This window comes from Spirillospora sp. NPDC047279, from assembly GCF_040643285.1.
GTDB lineage: Bacteria > Actinomycetota > Actinomycetes > Streptosporangiales > Streptosporangiaceae > Spirillospora.
Window position 1 is genome coordinate 206,471 of the sequence record NZ_JBEYUA010000002.1, and the last position, 21,125, is coordinate 227,595.

Sequence of the window (21,125 nt, forward strand, 5' to 3'; positions counted from 1 at the left end):
AGGTCCCCGCTGGTCAGGAGAAGTCAAGGCCGATGTCGAGCACGCGCGCCGAATGCGTCAGCGCTCCTACTGCAAGGTAGTCGACGCCGGTCACGGCCACATCTCGGGCCCTGTCCAAAGCGAGTCCGCCGCTCGCCTCGAGCTCCGCCCGGCCGGCCACCAGCGCCACCGCTTCGCGCGTGTGATCGATGCTCATGTTGTCCAGCAGGATCGAACGCGCGCCGACCGCGAGGGCCTCCTCGACCTGGGCGAGGGTGTCGCACTCGACCTGGATGTGCAGCGCCGGGTAGACCCGGCGGATCGCCTGGTAGGCGGCCGTGACCGAACCCGCCGCGGCCACGTGGTTGTCCTTGATCAGCGCCGAGTCGTGCAGGCCCATCCGGTGGTTGACCCCGCCGCCGCAGCGCACCGCGTACTTCTGCAGGGCCCGCAGGCCGGGCAGGGTCTTGCGGCTGTCGCGCACCCTGGCCTTGGTGCCCTCCAGCGCGTCCACCCAGCGGCTCGTCGCGGTGGCGATCCCCGACAGGTGGGTGAGCAGGTTGAGCGCGGTCCGCTCGGCCCGGAGCACCGCCCGCGTCGGCCCGTTCACGGTGATGAGCACCTGGCCGGGCGTCACCCGGTCCCCGTCGGCGGCCTTCGCCGCGTACGCGACGTCCAGGAGTTCGAAGACGACCTCGGCCACCGGGATCCCGGCGACGACGCCCTCCTCGCGGGCGGTGAAGTCCCCGCTCGCGGTGTCCTCCGGCGGGAAGATCGGCGCACTGGTCACGTCGACCGCGCCGTCCTCGTCCAGTGCGACCTGGACGAGGTTTTCCACAGCCTGTGGATCGAGCCCGGCGACGGCCAGCCGTTCCTGGAGTTCCGGCGTCATGTCATCTCCTCGTAGGTGGTGGCCGGCACGGCGTCGCCGGTCAGGCGGGTGATCAGGTGGCCGCGCCAGGCGGCGTCGTCGCGGTCGGGGAAGTCCTCCCGCCAGTGGCTGCCCCGGGTCTCCTCGCGGCGCCGCGCCGCCGCCACGATCGCCGTGGCCACCGTGTGCAGGTTGGTGGCCTCCCAGGCTTCCACGCGGGGCGCCACGCCCCCGGCACCGCCCCGCCGCGCGGCCAGGGCCGCCAGCTCGCGTTCCGCCGCGGCCAGGCCCTCGGCGTTGCGCAGCACGCCCGTGTACGCGGTCATGATCCGCTGGATCGCCCCCCGCACCGCCGGCTCGAGCAAACCCGCGCCCCCACCGGTGCTCGCCGTCTCGCCGCGGCCGTCTTCGCCGCGGCTCGCGTCCCCGCCCTGGTCGAGGGGCCCGGTGCCGCGGCCCGTGTCGCCGTCCTCAGCGGCCAGGTCACCTGCGATGGCCATGGCGATGCGCGCGGCGAAGACCAGGCCCTCCAGCAGCGAGTTGGAAGCGAGCCGGTTGGCGCCGTGGACGCCCGTGCAGGCGGTCTCCCCGCACGCGTACAGGCCGGGGATCGAGGTGCGGCCGTGCAGGTCGGTCCGGACGCCGCCGCTCGCGTAATGGGCGGCCGGAATCACCGGGATCGGCTCGGTGACGGGGTCGATCCCGTGATGGCGGCAGGCCGCCAGGATCGTCGGGAAGCGGTCCTCCCACATGCGGGCGCCGAAGTGGCGGGCGTCCAGGAACATGTGGGACGTCCCGGTCTCCCGCATCCGGTTCATGATCCCCTTGGCGACGATGTCCCGGGGCGCGAGTTCGGCCAGCTCGTGGCGGCCGACCATGAACCGTTCGCCCTGATGGTCGATCAGGTGGGCGCCCTCGCCGCGCACGGCCTCGGAGATCAGCGGCTGCTGCCCGCGCGCGCCCTCGCCCACCCACAACACCGTCGGGTGGAACTGCACGAACTCCAGGTCGGTGGCGGCCGCCCCCGCCCGCAGCGCGAGCGCGACGCCGTCACCGGTCGAGACGGACGGATTGGTCGTGGCCGAGAAGACCTGCCCGAGCCCGCCGGTGGCCAGGACGACGGCCCTCGCGCGGACGGCCCCGACGCCCTCCGGCTGGCCCTCCCCCATCACGTGGAGCGTGATCCCGGCGGCCCGCCCGCGTCCGTCCTTCAGCAGGTCGAGGACGAGCGCGTGCTCGATCGTCTCGATGTCGGCGTCCTTGAGGGCGGCGCGGAGGGCCCGGCTGATCTCGGCGCCGGTGGCGTCGCCGCCCGCGTGCGCGATGCGCCGCCGGTGGTGGCCGCCCTCGCGGGTGAGCGCCACGTCACCGCCGGCCGTACGGTCGAACTCGGTCCCCAGGCCGATCAGCCACCGCACGGCCTCCGGGCCCTCGGTGACGAGCGTCCGGACGGCCTCCTCGTCGCACAGCCCGACCCCGGCGACCAGGGTGTCGGTGAGATGGTCGTCGGGGGTGTCGTCCGGGGCGAGCGCGGCGGCGATGCCTCCCTGGGCCCATCGGGTGGAACCTTCATCCAGCAGGGCCTTGGTGACGAGCAGGACCTTGCCGTGGGGGCGGCACCTCAGCGCGGTGACGAGTCCGGCGATGCCGGAGCCGACCACGACGACGTCGGCGTCCACGGTCCAGCCCGGTTCGGGGGCGGTGAGCAGTCGAGGGATCATGGGCCCTCCTCCAGGGGTGTGTTCTCGTCATTGTGACACTAACCCTGAACGGACATGACGGGCGGGCCCCCCGAAAACGGAACGACCGCAGGTCCGCCCTGCGGCTGACCTGCGGTCGCGTGAGATGTCGCGCGAGATGCGGGCCCGTCAGTGGACGAGGTCACCGCGCAGCTGGTCGCTGCCCGGCACCGGCTCGCCCGGGTCGGAGCCCAGCGAGATGATCTTGTTGTCCCGGTCGACGTGCACGACGCTCGGCTGGAACGCGCGGGCGTCGGCGTCGCTCATCTGGGCGTAGCTGATGATGATCACGAGGTCGCCCGGCTGGACGAGGCGCGCCGCCGCGCCGTTGATGCCGATCACTCCGGAGCCGCGCTCACCGGCGATCAGGTACGTCTCCAGGCGGGCGCCGTTGTCGATGTCCACGACGTGCACCTGCTCGCCGGGCAGCAGGTCGGCGGCGTCCATGAGGTCCTGGTCGATGGTGAGCGAGCCGACATAGTGCAGGTCGGCCTGGGTCACGGTGGCGCGGTGGATCTTCGACTTGAACATCGTCCGGAACATCAGGACTCCTTCGGGGTGCCGGGCGCCCGGGGGTCGTGGGGTGGGGCCACGGGGGCGAGACTGAGCGGAACGTTGTCGATCAGATGGGTGGTGCCGACCCGGCCCGCCACGGCCAGGACCGCCTCGCCGGAGTATCCGGCCGGGACCTCGGTGAAGGTCGACGCGTCGACCAGGACCAGATAGTCCAGCTCCAGGGGCGGCTCGGCGCGCGCCGCCTTGTCGAGCACGGCCCGGGCCGCGCCGGTCACCGCCGCCGGCCCGCCCTGGACCGCGTCGGCGCCGGCCTGCAGGGCCTGCGACAGGGACAGCGCGGTCTCCCGCTCCGCCTCCGACAGGTAGCGGTTGCGGCTGGACAGCGCCAGCCCGCCGAGCTCCCGCACGGTCGGGCCGCCCACGATCCGTACCGGAACGTCCAGGTCGGCGACCATCCGGCGGATCATGGCCAGCTGCTGGGCGTCCTTCTCGCCGAACACGGCGACGTCCGGACGCACCAACTGGAGCAACTTCATGACGACCGTGAGCATTCCGGCGAAGTGCCCCGGCCGGGTCCGCCCCTCCACCACCCGCCCCATCTCGCCGGGTTCGATGGTGACCTGCGGCGTCGCCGGATACATGACCTCGGCGGTGGGCGCGAAGACGATGTCGACGCCCTCGGCCGCGCAGGCCTCGACGTCGTCGGCGAACGTCCGCGGGTAGCGGTCGAGGTCCTCGCCCGGCCCGAATTGGAGCGGGTTGACGAAGATGCTCACCGCCACCACGTCCGCCAGGCCCCGGGCCTTGCGGATCAGCGAACGGTGGCCCTCGTGCAGGGCCCCCATCGTCGGTACGAGCGCCACGGTCCCCCGCACGCCGGAACGGACCGCGGCCAGCTCCTCGCGGGTCTTGGCGATGACGGGCGTCACCGTCCCCCCTCTCGTTCGCAACGGCCGGTCATGGCGTGCACCGCTCAGTCGGCGAGGACTTCGAGCAGGCGCTCGGCGTCCTCGGGCTTGAGCAGGCCGGCGCTGAGCGCGCGGTCCGCGGTGAGGCGGGCGAGCGCCACGTAGGCGCGCAGGCCCGCCGGCGAGACGCGGGCGATCTCGTCCACGTGGTCGGCCACGGTGGCGGCGTCGCCTCGGGCCACCGGTCCGGTGAGGCCGCCGATGCCGAGCCGCAGCGCGTTGTCGAGCGCGGCGCCGAGCAGCGGCCCGAGCATGCGCCCGGGCTCGGCGACGCCCGCGGTGCGCAGCAGGTCCATCGACTCGACCACCAGCGTGACCAGGTGGTTGGCGCCTCCGGCCAGGGCGGCGTGGTAGAGCGGGCGGTGCTCCTCGGTGATCCAGACGGGTTCGCCGCCCATCTCGAGCACGAGCGCCTCGGCGACCGGCCGCAGGGGGTCGGGGGCGGTCACGCCGAACGAGATGCCGGTCAGCCGGTTGAGGTCGTCGGAACGTCCGGTGAACGTCATCACCGGGTGCAGCGCGAGCGGCAGCGCTCCGGCCCGGGTGAGCGGGTCGAGGACGCCCGTCCCGTAGCGGCCGCCGGTGTGGACGACCAGCTTGCCGCCGACGGGCACGTCGGTGGCGACCAGCCCGGCGGCCAGCTCGGGCAGCGCGTCGTCGGGCACGGTGAGCAGGATCAGGTCGGCGGCGGCCACCACCTCCTGCGGGGTGAGCAAATCGGCGCCGGGCAGCCGTTCCTCGGCCCGCCGGCGGGATTCCGCGGAGACCGCGGTGGCCGCGACCACGCGGTGGCCCGCACGGGCGAGCGCCGCGCCGAGCGCGGTGCCGACGCGTCCCGCGCCGACGACGCCCACCGCCAGGCGGGCCGGGCGGTCCTCGGGCGCCGGCGCGCCGTTTTCGGGCGCGCCGGAGGGGGGCGTGACTCCAGAGTCCATCTCTCGTTCCAGTCCTCGGCAGGTAGGTACCGGACGTGCGCGACCCAGCGTACCCGCGGGCTCAAGGGCGCACATCACCGCGCCCACCATCACGTACGGGTGAGCATCCGACTACTGAACGTCATATCAAACACCTGCGTAGCGGTGATATTTCAGCCGTCACCCAGAGTGAATCCTTGCCGACGATCACCCGGCGGAGGTAACTCTGTGTTGTGACCGCTGTCACACAAGGTGAAGAACGCAAGGTGAAAAGGGCGCTCCGCCCCCGACGAGTTGGAGCACACGTGATCAAGGCAGCCCTCAAGACCGGTGTCGTCACCGCGACCATCGCCGGAGCCACCCTCCTGGCCGCTCCCGCGAACGCGGCGTCCAACGACAACTCCCACAACCACGGTCAGGCCAACGGCAACACCGTCAACGTCACGATCGTCGGCGGCTACGGCGTGACGTGCGGCTCGGTCTCCCTCTCCAGCCAGAGCGCCACCAACTGCAACGGCAACGGTGTCAAGAACGGCGGCAACACCAGCGGCGCGGGCGGCTCCGCGGGCTACGGCAACGGCTGGTAACCCCGCCCGCGACCGATGACCGGCGGTGGAGGGCCGAGCCGGGCCCTCCACCCCGCACGGGGCTCGCACGACGCCTCCGCCCCACCGCGTGCCCCGTACAGGCGGTGGGGTGGAGCCCGTCCGGGCACCCCCCGGGCGGGGGACCTGGCGTCCCGCCGCCCGGGCCGGTCGTGACCGGGTCACCGGGTCAGTCGTGGGCGAGGGACTCGACGATCGAGGCCTTGGCGGCGCGCCGGGCGGGCAGCACGGCGGCGACCATCCCGGCCGCTCCCGCCAGCACCATGAACCCGATGACCTGGAGCCAGGGCAGGGCGAAGATCGAGCTGTCGGCCATGGCCGTGGTGGCCGCCCAGCCGAACGCGACCCCCAGGACGACCCCGGTGAACGCCCCGATGATCGCCATCACCAGCGCCTCCACCGAGAGCATCCGGCGCAGCTGCCGCCTGGTGATGCCGAGGGCGCGCAGCAGCGCCGACTCCCGGGTGCGTTCCACCACCGACAGGGTCAGCGTGTTGGCGATGCCGAACAGCGCGATGACGATGGCCAGGCCGAGCAGCCCGCCGAAGATCATCAGGACCGTGTCGATGGCCTTGCCGTACTGCTCGCGCAGCTCCTCGGCCGAGGTCACCCGCACCGTCGGGTACGGCTGCGCGGCGTTCTCCACGGCCTCCCGCGCGCCCTCGCCCGCGGCGCCCTCCTTGGCGTTCACGAACACCAGCGCGGGCGCCACCGCGCCGAAGCCGCGGGCGAAGTCGTCCTCGGTCATCAGCACCGGCGGGGCCGGGGCGTCGGTGGCGAAGACGCCGCTCACCTTCACCCGCACGACACCGTGCCGCGTCGTGATCGCGAGGGTGTCGCCGACCTTGACGCCGCGTTCCTCCGCCAGGTACTCCCGGACGGCGACGGTCCCCGGCCGCAGGGCCGCCAGCGACCCGCTGCTGAACTCGGGCTCGACGATCGTGCCGAGCGACGTCCGGGTGATGGCGCCGACGGACTCCTTCGTACCCGCGACCGCGGTGTCCTTCTGGCGCAGCTCGGTGACGGCGGCGACCTGGGGCAGCCCGCGCAGGCTCGCGGCGAGCGCCTGCGGGACGGGGTCGCTCTCGCCCTCTCCGCCGAACTGCGTCTGGAGCTGGTAGTCCACCGGGAACTGCTGGTCGAGCTGCGCGTCGGTGGTCGCCTTGCCGCTCGCCGCGATCACCGCGAAGAGGCTCATCAGCCCGACGCCGACCGTCAGGGCGATGGTCGTGGTGGCGGTGCGCCGCGGCGACCTGCGCGCGTTCTCGACCGCCAGCCTGCCGGGCACGCCGCCCAGCCGGGCCGGCACGGCCCCGGCCAGCCCGCCGAGCGGCCGGACGAGCGCGGGCATCAGGGCGATCACCGCGAGGAAGACCAGGCCGCCGGAGATCGCGACGGTGAACATCGCGACCTCGCCCTTGTCCATGCCGAGCGCGCCGTACCCGCCGAGCGCCAGCCCGCCGAGCCCGAAGAGCCCGGCGAACGCCAGCCGGAGCCGGCCGAGCCGGAACCGGCCCCCGCCGGGCTCCAGCTCCGAGCGCAGGGCCGCGACGGGAGCCACCCGCGTGGCCGCCCGCGCGGGCAGCAGCGCCGACAGCACCGTCACGACGACGCCGACGAGCAACCCGATCACGATGGTCCGCGGGGCGAGCGCGACGCCCGCCGTCGAGATCCCGGCGCCCAGCGCGTTGAAGATCGCGAGAGCTCCGCCGCCCAGCCCGAGCCCGGCCACCAGGCCGGTCAGTGAGCCGATCAGCCCGACGACCGCCGACTCGGCCAGCACGCTGCCGAAGATCTGCCGGCGGGTGGCGCCGACGCAGCGCAGCAGCGCCATCTCGCGCAGCCGCTGGGCGATGAGGATCGAGAACGTGTTGTAGATGACCAGCGCGGACACCAGCATCGAGACCAGTCCGAAGATCAGCAGACCGTTGCGGATGATCTTCATGTCGGCGCCGGCGTCCTTGGCCAGGCGTTCCCCGAGCGCGGCGCCGGTCAGGACGTCGTACGAGCCGCCCGCCGTCGTGGCGACCGCGGCCCGGCTCCCGCCCGCGACGTCGATCTCCTCGAACGTGCGCTCGCCCGTCATCCGCATCGTGGTCGCCTGGTCGAACCCGACCGCGCCGCGGAAGGCCGCGTCCTGGTCGATCCCGAAGTCGGCGACGCCGACGAGCGTGAAGCGCCGCGGCTCGCGCTTCCGGTCGAGCACGGTGACCGTGTCGCCGACCTCGAGGTCCTCGCGTTCGGCGGTCTTGGCGTCGACCACCACCTCGCCGGGCCCGGCGGGCGCGCGGCCCTTCTCGAAGTCGTACCGGAGCAGCCGCCCGCCCTGGACGGACAGGCCGACGGTCGGCATGTCGCCGACCACCTTGCCGTCCTTGCCGACGAGCGGCGCGTCGCCGCGCACCGCCCCCTGCGCCTCGGTGACGCCGGGCAGCGCGCGGATCCGGGCCAGCAGCGCCTCGGGCAGGCGATCTCCGGAGTTCTTCTTCGGCAGGACGGCGACGTCGACCTTGTCGGCCGACTTGGCGAACTTCTGGTCGACGCCCTTCTGCATGGTGTCGGTGAGGACGAACGTCCCGGCGATGAAGCCGACGCCCAGGGTGATGGCCAGCCCCGTCAGGAGCAGCCGCAGCTTGTGGGCGCGCAGGCCCGCCAGCGTGGTCGTGAACATGCTGATCAGGCCCCTCAGCGCTCGAGGCTCTTGAGCCGGTCGAGCACGGTGCCGGGCGTCGGCTCGAGGATCTCGCTGACGATGCCCCCGTCGCGCAGGAAGACGACGCGGTCGGCGTACGAGGCGGCGACCGGGTCGTGCGTGACCATGATGATCGTCCGGCCCATCTCGCGCACCGACGACCGCAGGAAGCCCAGCACCTCGGCGCCCGCCCGCGAGTCGAGGTTGCCGGTGGGCTCGTCCGCGAAGATCACTTCAGGCCGTGACACCAGCGCCCGCGCGCACGCGACCCGCTGCTGCTGGCCGCCCGACAGCTCGCTGGGCCGGTGCCCGAGCCGGTCGCGCAGTCCGACGACGTCGATGACCTGGTCGAACCACGCCCGGTCGACCTTGCGTCCGGCCAGTTGCAGGGGCAGCAGGATGTTCTGCTCGGCGGTCAGCGTGGGCAGCAGGTTGAACGCCTGGAAGACGAACCCGATGCGTTCGCGCCGCAGCAGCGTGAGCCGCTTGTCACCGAGCCCGGTGATCTCGGCGTCGCCCAGCACGACCCGGCCGCCGGACACCGTGTCGAGCCCGGCCAGGCAGTGCATGAGCGTCGACTTGCCCGACCCCGACGGGCCCATGATCGCGGTGAACGCGCCCCGGGCGAACTCCACGCTCACCCCGCGCAGGGCGTGCACGGCGGCATCGCCGGACCCGTACACCTTGCTCACCTCGGTTGCCACGACGGCCGGCGTGGCGACGGCGGGCCCGCCCGCGGGCGGGCTGGCGTACGTGCTGGTCACGGCGTCTCCTTAGGGGTCCTGAGAGGGACTCTCGAACGTCGCGATCAACGCTAGGGACCGGCGTCGCCGCCGCCATCGACCATGCGTCCACGGTTGGGGTCAGCACTTCGGCTGCCCTGTCCGCCCCTGTACGACCTGAGTCGTACACATCCGTCGGCCCCGTGACCGACCTCCCCGCCGCACGCCCGCACCCATGCGCAGCGCCTGCGGCCCCACGGCCCGCATCGGACGCGCGAGAGCGCCGGAGGCCCGGGGTCTCCGGGCTTCCGGCGCTCTCGCGATCAGTCCTGACGCGCGGTCACACGTCAGCGGGCCGTTGTCAGCGGTGCCCGCCGACGGACGCGCCGCCCTTGCAGCCGGCGCCGGCGATGCCGAGCACGGCCACGGCGTTGCCGCAGACGTTGATCGGGATGGAGATGGGGGCGACCACCTGGTTGCCGGAGAGCACCCCGCCGGCACCGCTGGTGTGGATGTCGGCCTGGGCGGGCGCGGCGGCCAGAACCGAGCCGGCGACGGCAAAGCTGAGGACGCCGGTGGCGGCGAGCTTCTTGATCACGTGAATCCTCCCGTACGTGAGGGCCGAGGGCCCGTCCTGACTTTCACGTCGACCACCCATGGCGAGGGCGGTTTCACTTAACGTAGTTAGTCAGCTACTCATTGGTAAGGGAAACGTGGATCCAAGCCCGAGGACAAAAAGTCACCTCAGGGTAATCAGTTCGTGACAATCAGTGGTCACTTTGACCGCTCTTGACCATTCCTGACTCATACGCGAACACCACCGCCTGCACGCGGTCGCGCAACCCCAGCTTCATGAGGATCCGGCCCATGTGGGTCTTGACGGTCGCCTCCGACACGTACAGCCGTTCGGCGATCTCGGCGTTGGACATCCCGCGGGCGACCAGGTGCAGCACCTCAGACTCCCGGTCGGTCAGCGACTCCAGCACGCCCGTCGCCTGCCGCGCCTGGTCGGGCAGGTGCAGCGCGAACCGGTCCAGCAGCCGCTTGGTCGTGCTCGGCGCGACGACCGCGTCCCCCGAGTGCACGGCCTTGATGGCCTCGATCAGCTGCGCCGGGCCGGCGTCCTTGAGCAGGAACCCGCCCGCCCCCGCCTTGATCGCCGCGAACGCGTACTCGTCGAGGTCGAACGTGGTCAGGATGATGACCCGGGGCCCCTCCGCGCCGTCCCGCGCCGCGATCCGCCGGGTCGCCTCGATCCCGTCCATCCGGGGCATCCGCACGTCCATCAGGACCACGTCGGTCCGCGTGACGCGCAACAACTCCAGGGCCTGCGCCCCGTCGCCCGCCTCCCCGACGACCTCCACGTCGGGCTGGGCGTCCAGCACCATCTTGAAGCCCGCCCGCACCAGCTCCTGGTCGTCGACCAGCATCACCCGGATCACGTCGTGCCTCCGTCCGTCCCGCGCCTGATCGTCATGTCCGGGCCTCCTCGCGTACGGGGATCCGCGCGGAGACCTGGAATCCGCCGCCGGCACGGGGGCCCGCCTCGACGCCGCCCCCGTAGACGGCGGCGCGCTCGCGCATGCCCGCCAGCCCGTGCCCCCGCCCGTCGTCGGCCGCGGCGGCGCCGCGCCCGTCATCGGTGACGTCGATCTCGATCGCCTGGTCACCGTAGTGCAGCCGGACCGTCGCGGCGGCTTCCGGACCGGCATGCTTGAGGGTATTGGTCAGTCCCTCCTGCACGATCCGGTAGATGGTCAGCTGGAGCCCCGCCGACAACTCCGGCGGCACGCCGACGACCTCGAACTCCAGCGGCAGCCCTGACGAGCGGACCTGGTCCATCAGATCGGCGAGCTCTCCGACGCCCGGCTGCGGCGCGTACGACCCGGCGTCGTCGCCCTCGCGCAGCACGCCCAGCAGCCGCCGCATCTCGGCGAGCGCGTGGCGCCCGGTCGCCGAGATCGTCTCCAGCGCCTCCTTGGCCTTCGCGGTGTCGGTCTCGATGGCGTACGAGGCGCCGTCCGCCTGGACCACGATCACGCTGACGTTGTGCGCCACCACGTCATGCAGCTCGCGGGCGATCCTGGCACGTTCGGCGGCCATCGCCATCTGCACCTCGGTGTCGCGCTCGCGTTCGAGCCGGGCGGCCCGTTCCTCGACCGAACGGGTGTAGGCGCGGCGGGTGCTGATGTAGGTGCCGAGGATCCACACGCTCCACACGACGATCGTGAGCATGACGAAGATCGCCTTCAATTCCCCGGGGTTGACCGCGTAGCGCAGGGCCGCCATCACCGCGCCGAGCTCCCCCACCAGGGCCGCCGCGATCCCCCAGACGCGCGGCTGCCCGGCCGCGAGCGTGTAGACGCCCACGAGGATCGCGCCGTTGGCCGGAATCGGCTCGATCGCGGCCCCCCACTGCGCGAACGACACCAGCGCCACGATCGCGAAGACGGTGCGCGGGTAGGACCGGCGGAACACCAGCGGCAGGCAGAGCGCCAAGGTCAGGAGCAGGTACGGCGGGGGGCCGATGTCGTCGTAGGCGTTCCAGGCCATCGGAACGGACAGGACGATCAGCGGCGCCATGAAGACCGCGTCCACCAGAGGCGTCTTGCGCCGCCACCACTCCCAGAGCGTGCCGAGCATGCGTCCCAGCGTACGTTTGCCGAGTTCAGGTGGATATCAGCCGCAGGTCGGACACTCGTCTACGACTCAGGGCCACCCGCGAAGCGCCGGTCAGGCGGTGGCGGCGCGGTAACGTCGCAGGCGTGGCGGGTTGGGTGACCTGGCGCACCGCGATGGAGCGTGCGCTGTACGGAACGGACGGGTTCTACCGGCGGGAGCGTCCCGCCGCGCACTTCCGTACGTCGGTGCACGCCTCCGCCCGCTTCGCGGCGGCGCTCGGCCGCCTGCTCGCCGAGGTCGACGCCGCCCTCGGCCACCCCCAGCGCCTCGACCTGGTCGACGTGGGCGCCGGCCGCGCCGAGCTGCTGGTCAACATCCTGCGGTCCGCCGAGCCGGAGCTGGCGGAACGGCTGGTCCCCGTCGCGGTGGAGATCGCCCCGCGGCCGGCCGACGTCCCCGGCCGCATCGGCTGGCGGTCCGACCTCCCGCACGGCGTCCGCGGCCTGGTGATCGCGAACGAGTGGCTCGACAACATCGCGCTGGACGTGGTCGAGCTGACCCCGGCCGGGCCCCGGATCATGCTGGTCGACCCGGCGACCGGGGACGAGCGGGCCGGCCCCGAGCCGGACCCCGACGACCTCGACTGGCTGGAGCGCTGGTGGCCGCTGCGCGAGACGGGCGACCGGGCCGAGCTCGGCAGCCCGCGCTGCCGGGCCTGGTCGGCGGTCATCGGGCGGCTGGACCGCGGCCTGGCGGTCGCGATCGACTACTCGCACACCCGCGCCACCCGGCCGGTCTACGGCACGCTGACCGGCTACCGCGACGGCGCGACGGTCCCGGCCGTTCCGGACGGCTCGTGCGACGTGACGGCGCACGTGGCCCTGGACGCCTGCACCGCCGCCGGCGAGCGTGCCGGAGCCTCCGGCACGCTCCTCACCACCCAGCGCGACGCGCTCCGCGCCCTCGGCCTGTCGGGCGCCCGGCCGCCGATCGACCTGGCCCACCGCGACCCGCGCGGCTACCTCCAGGCGTTGTGCTCCGCGGGCGAGGACGCCGAGCTGACCGACCCGGGCGGCCTGGGCGGCTTCGGCTGGCTGGCGCAGACGGTCGGCATCCCGGTGCCCGCCGCCCTCGCCCCCTCGCCCGCACTCAACTGAACGTCCGCCGCCGTCGGTTCGGACCTCGACCTGGAGTCAGACCTCGACCTGGAGGGACGTCAGGCCGCGCAGGACGTAGCCGGGCCTCCACTCGGGCTCGCGGACGAGCTTGAGCTCCGGCGCGAGGCGGAGCATCGCCCCGAACGACTCGTTCAGCTCGATGCGGGCGAGCGGCGCGCCCAGGCAGTAGTGGATGCCGAGGCCGAACGTGATGTGCGGGTTGGGGTCGCGGGCCGCGTCGAACCGGTCCGGGCCGGCGAAGACGGCGGGGTCGCGGTTGGCCGAGGCGAACTGCAGGGCGACCTCGTTGCCGCGCGGGATGTCCACCCCGGCCACCTGGATGTCCTCCAGGACCCAGCGCTCGAACATCGGCGCGGACGTGTCGTACCGCATGAGCTCCTCGACCGCCGTCGGGATCAGCGAGTGGTCGGCGCGCAGCCGGGCCAGCTCGCCGGGGTTGCGGAAGAGCGACCACCAGCCGTTGCCGGTGGTGTTGACGGTCGCCTCGTGTCCCGCGTTCAGCAGCAGGACGCAGGTGCCGATCAGCTCGTCCTCGGTCAGCCGGTCGCCCTCGTCGGCGACCTGGGCGAGCGCGCTGATCAGGTCGTCGCGCGGCTCGGCCCGGCGGGAGCGGGACAGCTCGCGCAGGTAGTCCGAGAACTCGACGGCCGCGCGGACGGCGGTGTGCTGGACGTCCTCGGACGGGTTCAGCTCGTACATCCCGCAGATGTCGGCGGACCACGGCCGGAGCAGGTGCCGGTCGGACTCCGGAACGCCGAGCATCTCGGCGATCACGGTCACCGGCAGCGCCTCGGCGACCTCGGCCAGCAGGTCGCCGCCGCCCTTGGCGACCAGCGCCCCGGCCAGGTCCTCGGCGAGGGCGCGGACCATCGGGCGCAGGCCCTCGACCCGGCGGGCGGTGAACGCCTTGGACACCAGCCGCCGCAGCCGGGTGTGCGTGGGCGGCTCGACGTCCAGCATCCCGGCGCGGACCAGGTTCCAGAACGGCTCGAGGAACGCGGCCTCCGGCTCCTGCCCGAACTCCTCGTGGCTCCCCGCGTGCAGGTACGTCCGCCCGAGACGGCGGTCGCGCAGCAGCGCGCCGACGTCCTCGTAACGCGTGATCACCCACTGGCCGGTCGGCTCGTGGAAGAACACCGGGCTCTCGGCGCGCAGCCGCTCGAACGCCGGGTAGGGGTCCGCCACGAAGGCCGGTGACCAGGGGTCATACGCCACGTTGCTCATGACCCGGACAATACGCCCGGCCGACCGGTGTACGGCTCGGCGGGCCGAGCGGCCGGCTCGGGCGGCGGCTCAGCGGGCCGCCCATCGGCCGGCGCCGCCGTCGGCACGACGGGCCGCCAGCGCGCGGCGGGCCGTGGACTCGACGATGGCGCGGGCCTCGCCGAGCTCGCGGTCGGCGGCGGCGACCGCGACCGGCCCGGGAGGCGCGTCGATGTGGACGGTGGCCAGGCCGAGCATGCGCTGGAAGAGGTTGGCGGTGAGGCGGACGCTCTGCGCCCTGGCGTGCGCGATCACGTCCGTACGGCGGCAGGGCCAGCCGTGACGTGAGACGAACACCACGTCGTCGGTGCCCGCGCCGTCGGCCTTGTCGAGCGACACGCCCTTGGAGGACGACGGCAGCAGCGGCACCGCGTCCACGTTCGTCCCCGGGAAGATCTGGGTGACCAGGTGGACGGCCACCTGCCGCGGGGCGACCGGGAGGAGCACCGACGAGAGCGCCTGGCGTTCGCCCGCGTAGCCCGCCACCGTGACGTCGAGCCGGGCCCACCGGCTCGCGCGCCAGAGCGACGGCTCCACGATCCGGATGGCCTGCACCCGGCCGGGCGGGAGGGTCTGCATCCGGGTCTCCAGGAGCCCGTACCGCAGCCGCACGCCGTCCGGCGACATCGCGACGGTGAAGTTGGCGTACATCACCAGTGGCGCGATCACGGCACGGATCAGGCCGAGCAGCGCCGGGATCGCGACCGCCAGCATGCCCAGCTCGGCGTACGCCAGCAGGAACACCAGCGAGAAGACGAAGAGGATCGTGGTCCCGATGACCGGGAGCTTGAACAGCAGCGAGCCGAGCAGCGTGCCGAAGCCCACCCGCCACAACGGCCGTTCGGGCGCCTCGGGCGTGTGGCTCGGCAGGCCCGCCGCGAGCGCGAGCAACTCGGCGCGTAGCTGCTGCGCCGCGTTCTTGCCCAGGTAGCGCAGGACGATCTCGCTCTTCTCGCCGCCGGCCAGCTCCACCCGCACCTCCGCCAGCGCGAACACCCGCGTCACCAGCGGCCGGACCAGGTCGATCGCCTGGATCCGCGACAGCGGGACCTGGCGCTTGCGCTTGCGCAACATGCCGGTCTCGACCACCAGGTCGTCGCCGGTGATCCAGAAGCGGGTGCCCAGCCAGCCCCACAGGCCCGCGCCGACGGCGATCGCCGCGACGGGCACGGTGACCACCAGGAAGCGTGCGATCACCTCGGGGGTGAGCACCAGCGCCGCGCCGTTCTCGGTCCGGGAGAGCAGGAGCGGGAAGCCCAGCAGCACGAAGTAGATGATCAGGATGATGAACGCGCGCAGCGGGCCGGTGGCCCAGTGGAGGCGGTGCACGCCCTGCGAGAAGCGCACCGGCGGCCTCGGCTGCGGCCCGTACATCCCCGGCGGCATCTGAGGGCCGTAGCCCGGCGGACCCGGATACCGGACGGGATATGGACCCTGCGGAGGGCCGTAGCCCGGCCCTGGAGCCCCTGGAGGCCCGTACGGCGGCCCGGCGGGACCGGGCGGCCCGTACGGCGGCCCCTGGGGCCCCTGAGGGCCTTGGGGGCCTTGGGGGCCGTAGGGGCCCTGAGGGCCGTACGGAGGTTGCGCCCCGTATCCCCCTGGAGGGCCGTAAGGGCCCGGCGGACGGTTCACAGCCCCATGCTCCGTTCTTCGCCCTTCTGGGCGAGACGGTCGCGCAACATCGCCGCCTCGGCTGCCGGCAGTCCCGGGATCACGGCGTCGGTGGCCGCCGCGGCCGTGTGCATGCGCACGGTCGCGATGCCCATCCACTGCTCCAGCAGGCCGGCCGTCACGTCCACGAACTGCATGCGCCCGTACGGCACGACGATCAGCCGCTTGACGAACACCCCGTGCGACAGGATCAGGTCGTCCGCACGTTCGGCGTACCCCCACGAGCGGTACGCGAGCTCGGCCACGATCCACGCCAGCCCGACCGACAGCAGGACGGCGACGCCCCACAGGATCGCGCCCAGCGCGCCGCCGCTGCGGGACACCAGGAAACCCCCGATGAGCCCGGCCGGGACGGCCCACGCCAGCGCCGACAGGCGCCGGTGCCAGGTGAAACGCTTGGAGATGTGGACCCACGACAACCCTCCCCCGGGCGCGAACGCCTGGCCCGCCGGGTACTGCGGAGGTTGCGGGTGAGCGGCTCCGGCCGCCGGTGCGGGGTGCGGCTGCGCCTGCGGCGGCCCGTACGGCGGGTGCGCGCCCTGGCCGCCCGGCCCCGGCGTTTGGGGGGGTTGCTCATCATGGGTCGGATTCATCACCGCCTAGTCAACCCGAAACCGGCTGAATCCCGCGAGCCCTTGGCCATGGCACGATGTCAGGCGTGAACAGCCGGACGGCCGGGAAGGCACGACGATGACCACCGAGCGGATCGTCGGCATCGGTGCGGGGGCCAAGGATCTCGCCACCGAGGACATGACCCTCAACATCGGCCCCCAGCACCCGTCGACGCACGGTGTGCTGCGGTTGCGGCTGACCCTCGACGGCGAGCGCATCTCCTCGGCGGAGCCGATCATCGGCTACATGCACCGCGGCGCCGAGAAGCTCTTCGAGGTGCGCGACTTCCGCCAGATCATCGTGCTCGCCAACCGGCACGACTGGCTGTCGGCGTTCTCCAACGAGCTCGGCGTGGTCCTGGCGGTCGAGCGCATGCTCGGCATGGAGGTGCCCGCCCGCGCGACCTGGACCCGTACTCTCCTGGCCGAGCTCAACCGGGTGCTCAACCACCTGATGTTCCTCGGCTCCTACCCGCTCGAGGTCGGCGCGATCACGCCGATCTTCTACGCGTTCCGGGAGCGCGAGCACCTGCAGCGGGTGATGGAGGAGGTCTCCGGCGGCCGCATGCACTACATGTTCAACCGGGTCGGCGGCCTCAAGGAGGAGCTGCCCGCCGGCTGGGCGCGACGTGCCCGCGAGGCCGTCGCCGACGTGCGCTCCCGGATGCACCAGATCTCCGACCTGATCATGGGGAACGAGATCTTCCGCGCCCGCACCCGCGGTGTGGGCGTCCTCACCCACGACCAGATCCTGCAGTACGGCGTCTCCGGCCCCATCGCCCGCGCGTCCGGCCTCGACTTCGACCTGCGCCGCGACGAGCCCTACCTCGCCTACGACCAGCTCGACGTCCGGGTCGTCACCCGCGCCGAGGGCGACTGCCTGGCCCGCTTCGAATGCCTGCTCGACCAGGTGTACGCCTCGCTCGACCTCGCCGACGCCTGCCTCGACCACCTCGCCGACCTGCCGCCCGGCCCGATCAACCAGCGCCTCCCCAAGGTCCTCAAGGTCCCCGAGGGCCACACCTACGCCTGGACCGAGAATCCCCTCGGCATCAACGGCTACTACCTGGTGTCACGCGGCGAGAAGACCCCGTGGCGCATGAAGTTGCGCTCCGCCTCGTTCAACAACGTCCAGGTCCTGTCCGAACTGCTCCCCGGCAACCTCGTCGCCGACATGATCGCCATCCTCGGCTCCATGTTCTTCGTCGTCGGCGACATCGACAAGTAACGACCCTCAGGAGCGACGAGGCGGGAAACGATCCGGACAGGGAGCGACCGCACGCCGAGCGCGGCACCGGGCCGTCAGGCGCGGGAGGCGCCGGGGTGCTGGTCTTCGGCGTCGGGGTCCTTGGGGACGCGGCAGGCGTACTCGAGGAAGTAGGCGGCGCCGACCAGGACCAGGGCGGCCAGGAACGTGCCGCCGCTGACGAAGAAGTCGTGCCGCGGCGTCGGCTTGTCGAGGGCGTCGATCAGGCTCAGCGTGAACCCGGCGAACACGCCCCCGAGCACGGACGCGGCGAGCGCGGTGGCCTTGGCGAGGGCGGCCATCCGCGCCACGACCAGCGGCTCCACCGGCTTGGTGCCGGGCTTGCGGCGGATCCGGCGGAGGATGTTGACGCCCGTGACCGCCTCGCCGAGCGCCAGCAGGAGCAGCGTCGGCAAGGCGGTCCACGGCAGCGGCGGCAACGAGATGTAGGCCGTCCGCAGCACCGCCCAGGTGATCAACGTGGCGATGGCCACCAGGCCGATGAGGAACGGGACGCGCGTGGGTTTCATGCAGGCGGCTGCAGGGTCAGGTCGTCACGGCGGCGCACGGCCGACGGGCCGCCCTCCGACTGGCGGGACTCGGCCAGGTCGCCGACCCGGCCGTGCCCCGGCAGCAGCACGTCCGGCTCGATGTCGGCCCACGGCACCAGGACGAAGGCCCGCTCGTGCGCCCGCGGGTGCGGCAGGGTGAGCTCCGGGTCGTCCATGGAGACGTTGCCGAACATCACGATGTCGATGTCGAGCGTGCGCGGGCCCCAGCGGACCTCGCGGATGCGCTGCATCGAGTTTTCGATGTTGAGGACACGTTCGAGCAGGTTCTCCGGTGGCAGCCGGGTGTCGGCCACCATCACGATGTTGAGGAAGTCGCCCTGCTCGGGGATGTCGACGCCGGGCGGCGCGTACGGCGCCGTCTCGTAGACCGGGGACAGCGCGACGAACGCCAGTCCCGGGGCGTCGAAGAGGGCGTCGACGGCCTCCTGGATGTTGTCCAGGCGGTCGCCGAGATTGCTGCCAAGGGAGAACACGACACGGTGCTGGACCAGCATGTGGCCACCGGTCGCGGTGCGTTCTGGCGTGTGGATGGGGTCCGACGCGGTCATGGGCGGCTCCTCCTGATCTTCACGGCCACGTCCGTGAAGGGGTGCGGCACGGGGGCGCTCGGCTTGTGGACGGTCACCTCGACGTCCTCCACCGGGGGTTCTTGCAGGCAGACCGTGGCCAGCCTGTCGGCCAGCGTCTCGATGAGGTTGACGGGCTCCCCTTCGACGACGGCGACCAGACGGCCGGCGAGCGATCCGTAGTCGACGGTACGGGAAAGATCGTCACCGGCGGCGGCCGGGCGGGTGTCGAGGCCGAGTGCCACGTCCACCACGAACTCCTGGCCCAGCTCACGTTCGGCAGGCAGGCAGCCGTGCCGTCCCCGGGCCCGGAGGCCGCGCAGTTCGATCCGGTCGAGAGTCATTCTTCCTCTGCGGTGTTCAGGATGGGTGAACCGTGGTGGAGCAGCAGACGCCAGGCCCCGTCGACCCGGACGAAGACATTGGTGGCCACGACCTCGCCACCGGCGAGGAAGCCGGCCTCGGTGTCGTCGTCGGCGGTCAGGATGTTCTCCGAACACGTCACGACGGCCTGGTCTCCGTGGATATCTGCCTCCACGTTGGTCAGCACAAACTGGATATAGCTCGTATTCGCCATGATCAACGCCCAGGACCGCAGAACCTCTTCCCGGCCGCGCAACATCGGCCAGCCGGGGTGCACGCAGGTCACCGAGGGCGCGTACCGGCCCTCCGCCCACAACGCCGCCATCCGATCCAGGTCTCCCGCCTCGAACGCGGCGTAGAACTCTGCGTTGGCCTCCACAAGGGCGGCCGCCAGGTCGGCTGGGCTCACTTCTCGGGGCTCCCGGGGTCGTCGGGGTCGGTCGGCACAGGGGCGGCCGGCACGGGATCGGCTGATGCCGAGCCGCCTCGTACCTTCTCATGCGCCGCGCGCACCGCGGCGGCGACCCGCACGGCGTCGGCGTTCGGGCGTACGCGGTGCACGCGCACGCACCAGGCGCCCGCGGCCGCGACCAGCGAGGTGACCGCCACGGTCGCGTCGTCGCAGTCGATGAACGAGCGGGGGGTGCCGTCGACGGCGGACAGCAGCTTGCCGAGGAAGCGCTTGCGCGAAGCCCCCACCAGGACCGGGTATCCGGTCTCCAGCAGCGCGTCCAGACGCGCGATCAGCTGCCAGTTGTGGCCCGCCTCGGGGCTCTTGGCGAAGCCCAGCCCCGGATCGAGCACGATCATGGACGGGTCGACGCCCGCCGCCAGGATGGCGTCCACACGTCCCAGCAGCTCGTCCCGCACCTCGCGCACGACGTCCTGGTAGACCGCGCGCGTCTGCATGGCGTGGCTGTGCCCGCGCCAGTGCATCACCACGTACGGCACGCCCGTCGCGGCCACCACCGGGGCCATGTCGGGGTCGGCCAGCCCGCCGCTCACGTCGTTGATCAGCCGGGCGCCCGCGGCCACGGCCGCCTCGGCCACCTCGGCCCGCATGGTGTCGACGCTGACCGGAACGCCCTCGGCGCTGAGCGCCTCGATCACGGGCACCACCCGGCGCAGCTCCTCCTCGCGCGACACCCGCTGCGCGCCCGGCCGCGTCGACTCGCCGCCCACGTCGACGATGTCGGCACCCTCCGCCACAAGATCGATCCCGTGCCGGATCGCCTTGTCGGCGTCGAACCAGGAACCGCCGTCGGAGAACGAGTCGGGAGTCACGTTGACCACGCCCATCACGAGGCATCGCCCCGCGCCGGGCAGCCCTGGAACGTCGGCCGTGGTCATGTCGACAAGCCTATGCCTTGATCAGGATGAGCCGGCCCGCAGGCCTGTGCCGATCCTCACGCCCCGAGGATGAGGCCCATCGCTTCGGCGCGCGTCTCGGCGTGCTCCCGGAAGTCGCCGCGGACCGCGGAGGTGACGGTCTTGGCTCCGGGCTTGCGGACGCCGCGCATCGTCATGCAGAGGTGTTCGGCCTCGATGACGACGATCACGCCGCGCGGCTCCAGGATGCGCATGATGGCGTCGGCGACCTGACTGGTCAGGCGTTCCTGCACCTGCGGGCGGCGGGCGTAGACGTCGACCAGGCGGGCCAGCTTGGACAGCCCGGTGATCTGGCCGCTCTTGTTGGGCGTGTAGCCGACGTGCGCCACGCCGTGGAACGGGACCAGATGGTGCTCGCAGACCGAGTAGACCTCGATGTCCTTCACCAGGACCATCTCGTCGTGGTCGGCCTCGAAGACCTTGTTGAGGGCGTCCTCGGGGGTCTGGCGGAGGCCGGCGAACTGCTCGGCGTAGGCGCGGGCGACGCGGGACGGGGTGTCGCGCAGGCCGTCACGGTCGGGGTCCTCGCCGATGGCGTGCAGGATCTCGCGGACGGCCTTCTCGATGCGGGCATGGTCGAACCCTGGGGGCGATTCCTCCCCCAGGGTCTCGTCCTCGTCGTACGGAAGGGACAACGC

22 protein-coding genes are annotated in these 21,125 nt (G+C 72.5%); 3 read left to right on the plus strand and 19 right to left on the minus strand.

The features are described from left to right. Positions 1 to 13: 13 nt before the first annotated feature. The 5 genes from nadC to ABZ810_RS05220 all read right to left on the minus strand — a co-directional run bounded on the left by nadC (position 14) and on the right by ABZ810_RS05220 (position 5,008). Complete coding sequence (gene nadC / locus ABZ810_RS05200; RefSeq protein WP_358399422.1) at positions 14 to 871, minus strand: carboxylating nicotinate-nucleotide diphosphorylase; 858 nt, start codon at positions 869 to 871, stop codon at positions 14 to 16. Further along, positions 868 to 2,571 (minus strand): L-aspartate oxidase, encoded by a 1,704-nt coding sequence (locus tag ABZ810_RS05205; RefSeq protein WP_358399424.1) that lies wholly within the window; start codon positions 2,569 to 2,571, stop codon positions 868 to 870. Before ABZ810_RS05205 ends, nadC begins: the two co-directional genes overlap by 4 nt. A gap of 147 nt (positions 2,572 to 2,718) precedes the next feature. Continuing rightward, positions 2,719 to 3,132, minus strand: coding sequence for an aspartate 1-decarboxylase (gene panD / locus ABZ810_RS05210; RefSeq protein WP_358399426.1), 414 nt, complete (start codon positions 3,130 to 3,132; stop codon positions 2,719 to 2,721). Further along, positions 3,132 to 4,034: a pantoate--beta-alanine ligase gene (gene panC, locus ABZ810_RS05215; protein WP_358399428.1), complete on the minus strand. Its 903-nt coding sequence runs from the start codon at positions 4,032 to 4,034 to the stop codon at positions 3,132 to 3,134. The genes panD and panC overlap by 1 nt, the downstream gene beginning before the upstream one ends. Before the next feature lie 44 nt (positions 4,035 to 4,078). Beyond that, positions 4,079 to 5,008 carry a DUF2520 domain-containing protein gene (locus ABZ810_RS05220; RefSeq protein WP_358399431.1) on the minus strand — a complete coding sequence of 310 codons (930 nt, stop codon included), beginning with the start codon at positions 5,006 to 5,008 and terminating at the stop codon, positions 4,079 to 4,081. 284 nt (positions 5,009 to 5,292) lie between these two features. On the opposite strand from ABZ810_RS05220, the gene ABZ810_RS05225 reads away from it, so the two are divergent. After that, a complete protein-coding gene (locus ABZ810_RS05225) occupies positions 5,293 to 5,574 on the plus strand; it encodes a hypothetical protein (RefSeq protein WP_358399434.1) in 282 nt (93 codons plus the stop codon). Positions 5,575 to 5,761: 187 nt separating this feature from the next. On the opposite strand, the gene ABZ810_RS05230 is transcribed toward ABZ810_RS05225, so the two are convergent. The 5 genes from ABZ810_RS05230 to ABZ810_RS05250 all read right to left on the minus strand — a co-directional run bounded on the left by ABZ810_RS05230 (position 5,762) and on the right by ABZ810_RS05250 (position 11,649). Beyond that, positions 5,762 to 8,263 carry an FtsX-like permease family protein gene (locus ABZ810_RS05230; protein ID WP_358399436.1) on the minus strand — a complete coding sequence of 834 codons (2,502 nt, stop codon included), beginning with the start codon at positions 8,261 to 8,263 and terminating at the stop codon, positions 5,762 to 5,764. 14 nt (positions 8,264 to 8,277) lie between these two features. Continuing rightward, entirely contained in the window at positions 8,278 to 9,048 is a 771-nt protein-coding gene (locus ABZ810_RS05235; RefSeq protein ID WP_358399438.1) for an ABC transporter ATP-binding protein, read from the minus strand. Between the two features lie 319 nt (positions 9,049 to 9,367). Beyond that, positions 9,368 to 9,604 (minus strand): chaplin, encoded by a 237-nt coding sequence (locus tag ABZ810_RS05240; protein ID WP_358399440.1) that lies wholly within the window; start codon positions 9,602 to 9,604, stop codon positions 9,368 to 9,370. 169 nt (positions 9,605 to 9,773) lie between these two features. Next, a complete protein-coding gene (locus ABZ810_RS05245; protein WP_358399442.1) occupies positions 9,774 to 10,448 on the minus strand; it encodes a response regulator transcription factor in 675 nt (224 codons plus the stop codon). 31 nt (positions 10,449 to 10,479) lie between these two features. Beyond that, the gene (locus ABZ810_RS05250) at positions 10,480 to 11,649 is read right to left on the minus strand and encodes a sensor histidine kinase (protein ID WP_358399444.1); all 1,170 of its coding nucleotides are present in this window, start codon (positions 11,647 to 11,649) and stop codon (positions 10,480 to 10,482) included. 122 nt (positions 11,650 to 11,771) lie between these two features. Here ABZ810_RS05250 and ABZ810_RS05255 point away from each other — a divergent pair, with 122 nt between their 5' ends. Further along, the gene (locus ABZ810_RS05255) at positions 11,772 to 12,785 is read left to right on the plus strand and encodes an SAM-dependent methyltransferase (protein WP_358399446.1); all 1,014 of its coding nucleotides are present in this window, start codon (positions 11,772 to 11,774) and stop codon (positions 12,783 to 12,785) included. A 36-nt stretch (positions 12,786 to 12,821) separates the two neighbouring features. On the opposite strand, the gene ABZ810_RS05260 is transcribed toward ABZ810_RS05255, so the two are convergent. From ABZ810_RS05260 to ABZ810_RS05270, 3 genes are all read right to left on the minus strand, one after another. Beyond that, positions 12,822 to 14,030, minus strand: a complete 1,209-nt coding sequence (locus ABZ810_RS05260; protein ID WP_358399449.1) for a cytochrome P450 — start codon at positions 14,028 to 14,030, stop codon at positions 12,822 to 12,824. A 69-nt stretch (positions 14,031 to 14,099) separates the two neighbouring features. Continuing rightward, entirely contained in the window at positions 14,100 to 15,455 is a 1,356-nt protein-coding gene (locus tag ABZ810_RS05265) for a PH domain-containing protein (RefSeq protein WP_358399451.1), read from the minus strand. Positions 15,456 to 15,697: 242 nt separating this feature from the next. Next, complete coding sequence (locus ABZ810_RS05270) at positions 15,698 to 16,333, minus strand: PH domain-containing protein (RefSeq protein ID WP_358399453.1); 636 nt, start codon at positions 16,331 to 16,333, stop codon at positions 15,698 to 15,700. A gap of 97 nt (positions 16,334 to 16,430) precedes the next feature. On the opposite strand from ABZ810_RS05270, the gene ABZ810_RS05275 reads away from it, so the two are divergent. Then, entirely contained in the window at positions 16,431 to 17,579 is a 1,149-nt protein-coding gene (locus tag ABZ810_RS05275) for an NADH-quinone oxidoreductase subunit D (RefSeq protein WP_358399454.1), read from the plus strand. Between the two features lie 74 nt (positions 17,580 to 17,653). Here ABZ810_RS05275 and ABZ810_RS05280 read toward each other — a convergent pair whose 3' ends face one another. Genes ABZ810_RS05280 through folE form a run of 6 tightly spaced genes read right to left on the minus strand, consistent with a single transcriptional unit; the run spans position 17,654 to position 21,122 of the window. After that, positions 17,654 to 18,127: a DUF3180 domain-containing protein gene (locus tag ABZ810_RS05280; RefSeq protein WP_358399456.1), complete on the minus strand. Its 474-nt coding sequence runs from the start codon at positions 18,125 to 18,127 to the stop codon at positions 17,654 to 17,656. Continuing rightward, positions 18,124 to 18,717 (minus strand): 2-amino-4-hydroxy-6-hydroxymethyldihydropteridine diphosphokinase, encoded by a 594-nt coding sequence (folK, locus tag ABZ810_RS05285; protein WP_358399458.1) that lies wholly within the window; start codon positions 18,715 to 18,717, stop codon positions 18,124 to 18,126. Before folK ends, ABZ810_RS05280 begins: the two co-directional genes overlap by 4 nt. Then, complete coding sequence (folB, locus tag ABZ810_RS05290; RefSeq protein WP_358399461.1) at positions 18,714 to 19,079, minus strand: dihydroneopterin aldolase; 366 nt, start codon at positions 19,077 to 19,079, stop codon at positions 18,714 to 18,716. The genes folK and folB overlap by 4 nt, the downstream gene beginning before the upstream one ends. After that, entirely contained in the window at positions 19,076 to 19,507 is a 432-nt protein-coding gene (locus ABZ810_RS05295; protein WP_358399464.1) for a nuclear transport factor 2 family protein, read from the minus strand. Before ABZ810_RS05295 ends, folB begins: the two co-directional genes overlap by 4 nt. After that, positions 19,504 to 20,448 carry a dihydropteroate synthase gene (gene folP / locus ABZ810_RS05300; RefSeq protein ID WP_358399466.1) on the minus strand — a complete coding sequence of 315 codons (945 nt, stop codon included), beginning with the start codon at positions 20,446 to 20,448 and terminating at the stop codon, positions 19,504 to 19,506. Before folP ends, ABZ810_RS05295 begins: the two co-directional genes overlap by 4 nt. 56 nt (positions 20,449 to 20,504) lie before the next feature. Next, positions 20,505 to 21,122 (minus strand): GTP cyclohydrolase I FolE, encoded by a 618-nt coding sequence (gene folE / locus ABZ810_RS05305; RefSeq protein ID WP_358399468.1) that lies wholly within the window; start codon positions 21,120 to 21,122, stop codon positions 20,505 to 20,507. Positions 21,123 to 21,125: the final 3 nt, after the last annotated feature.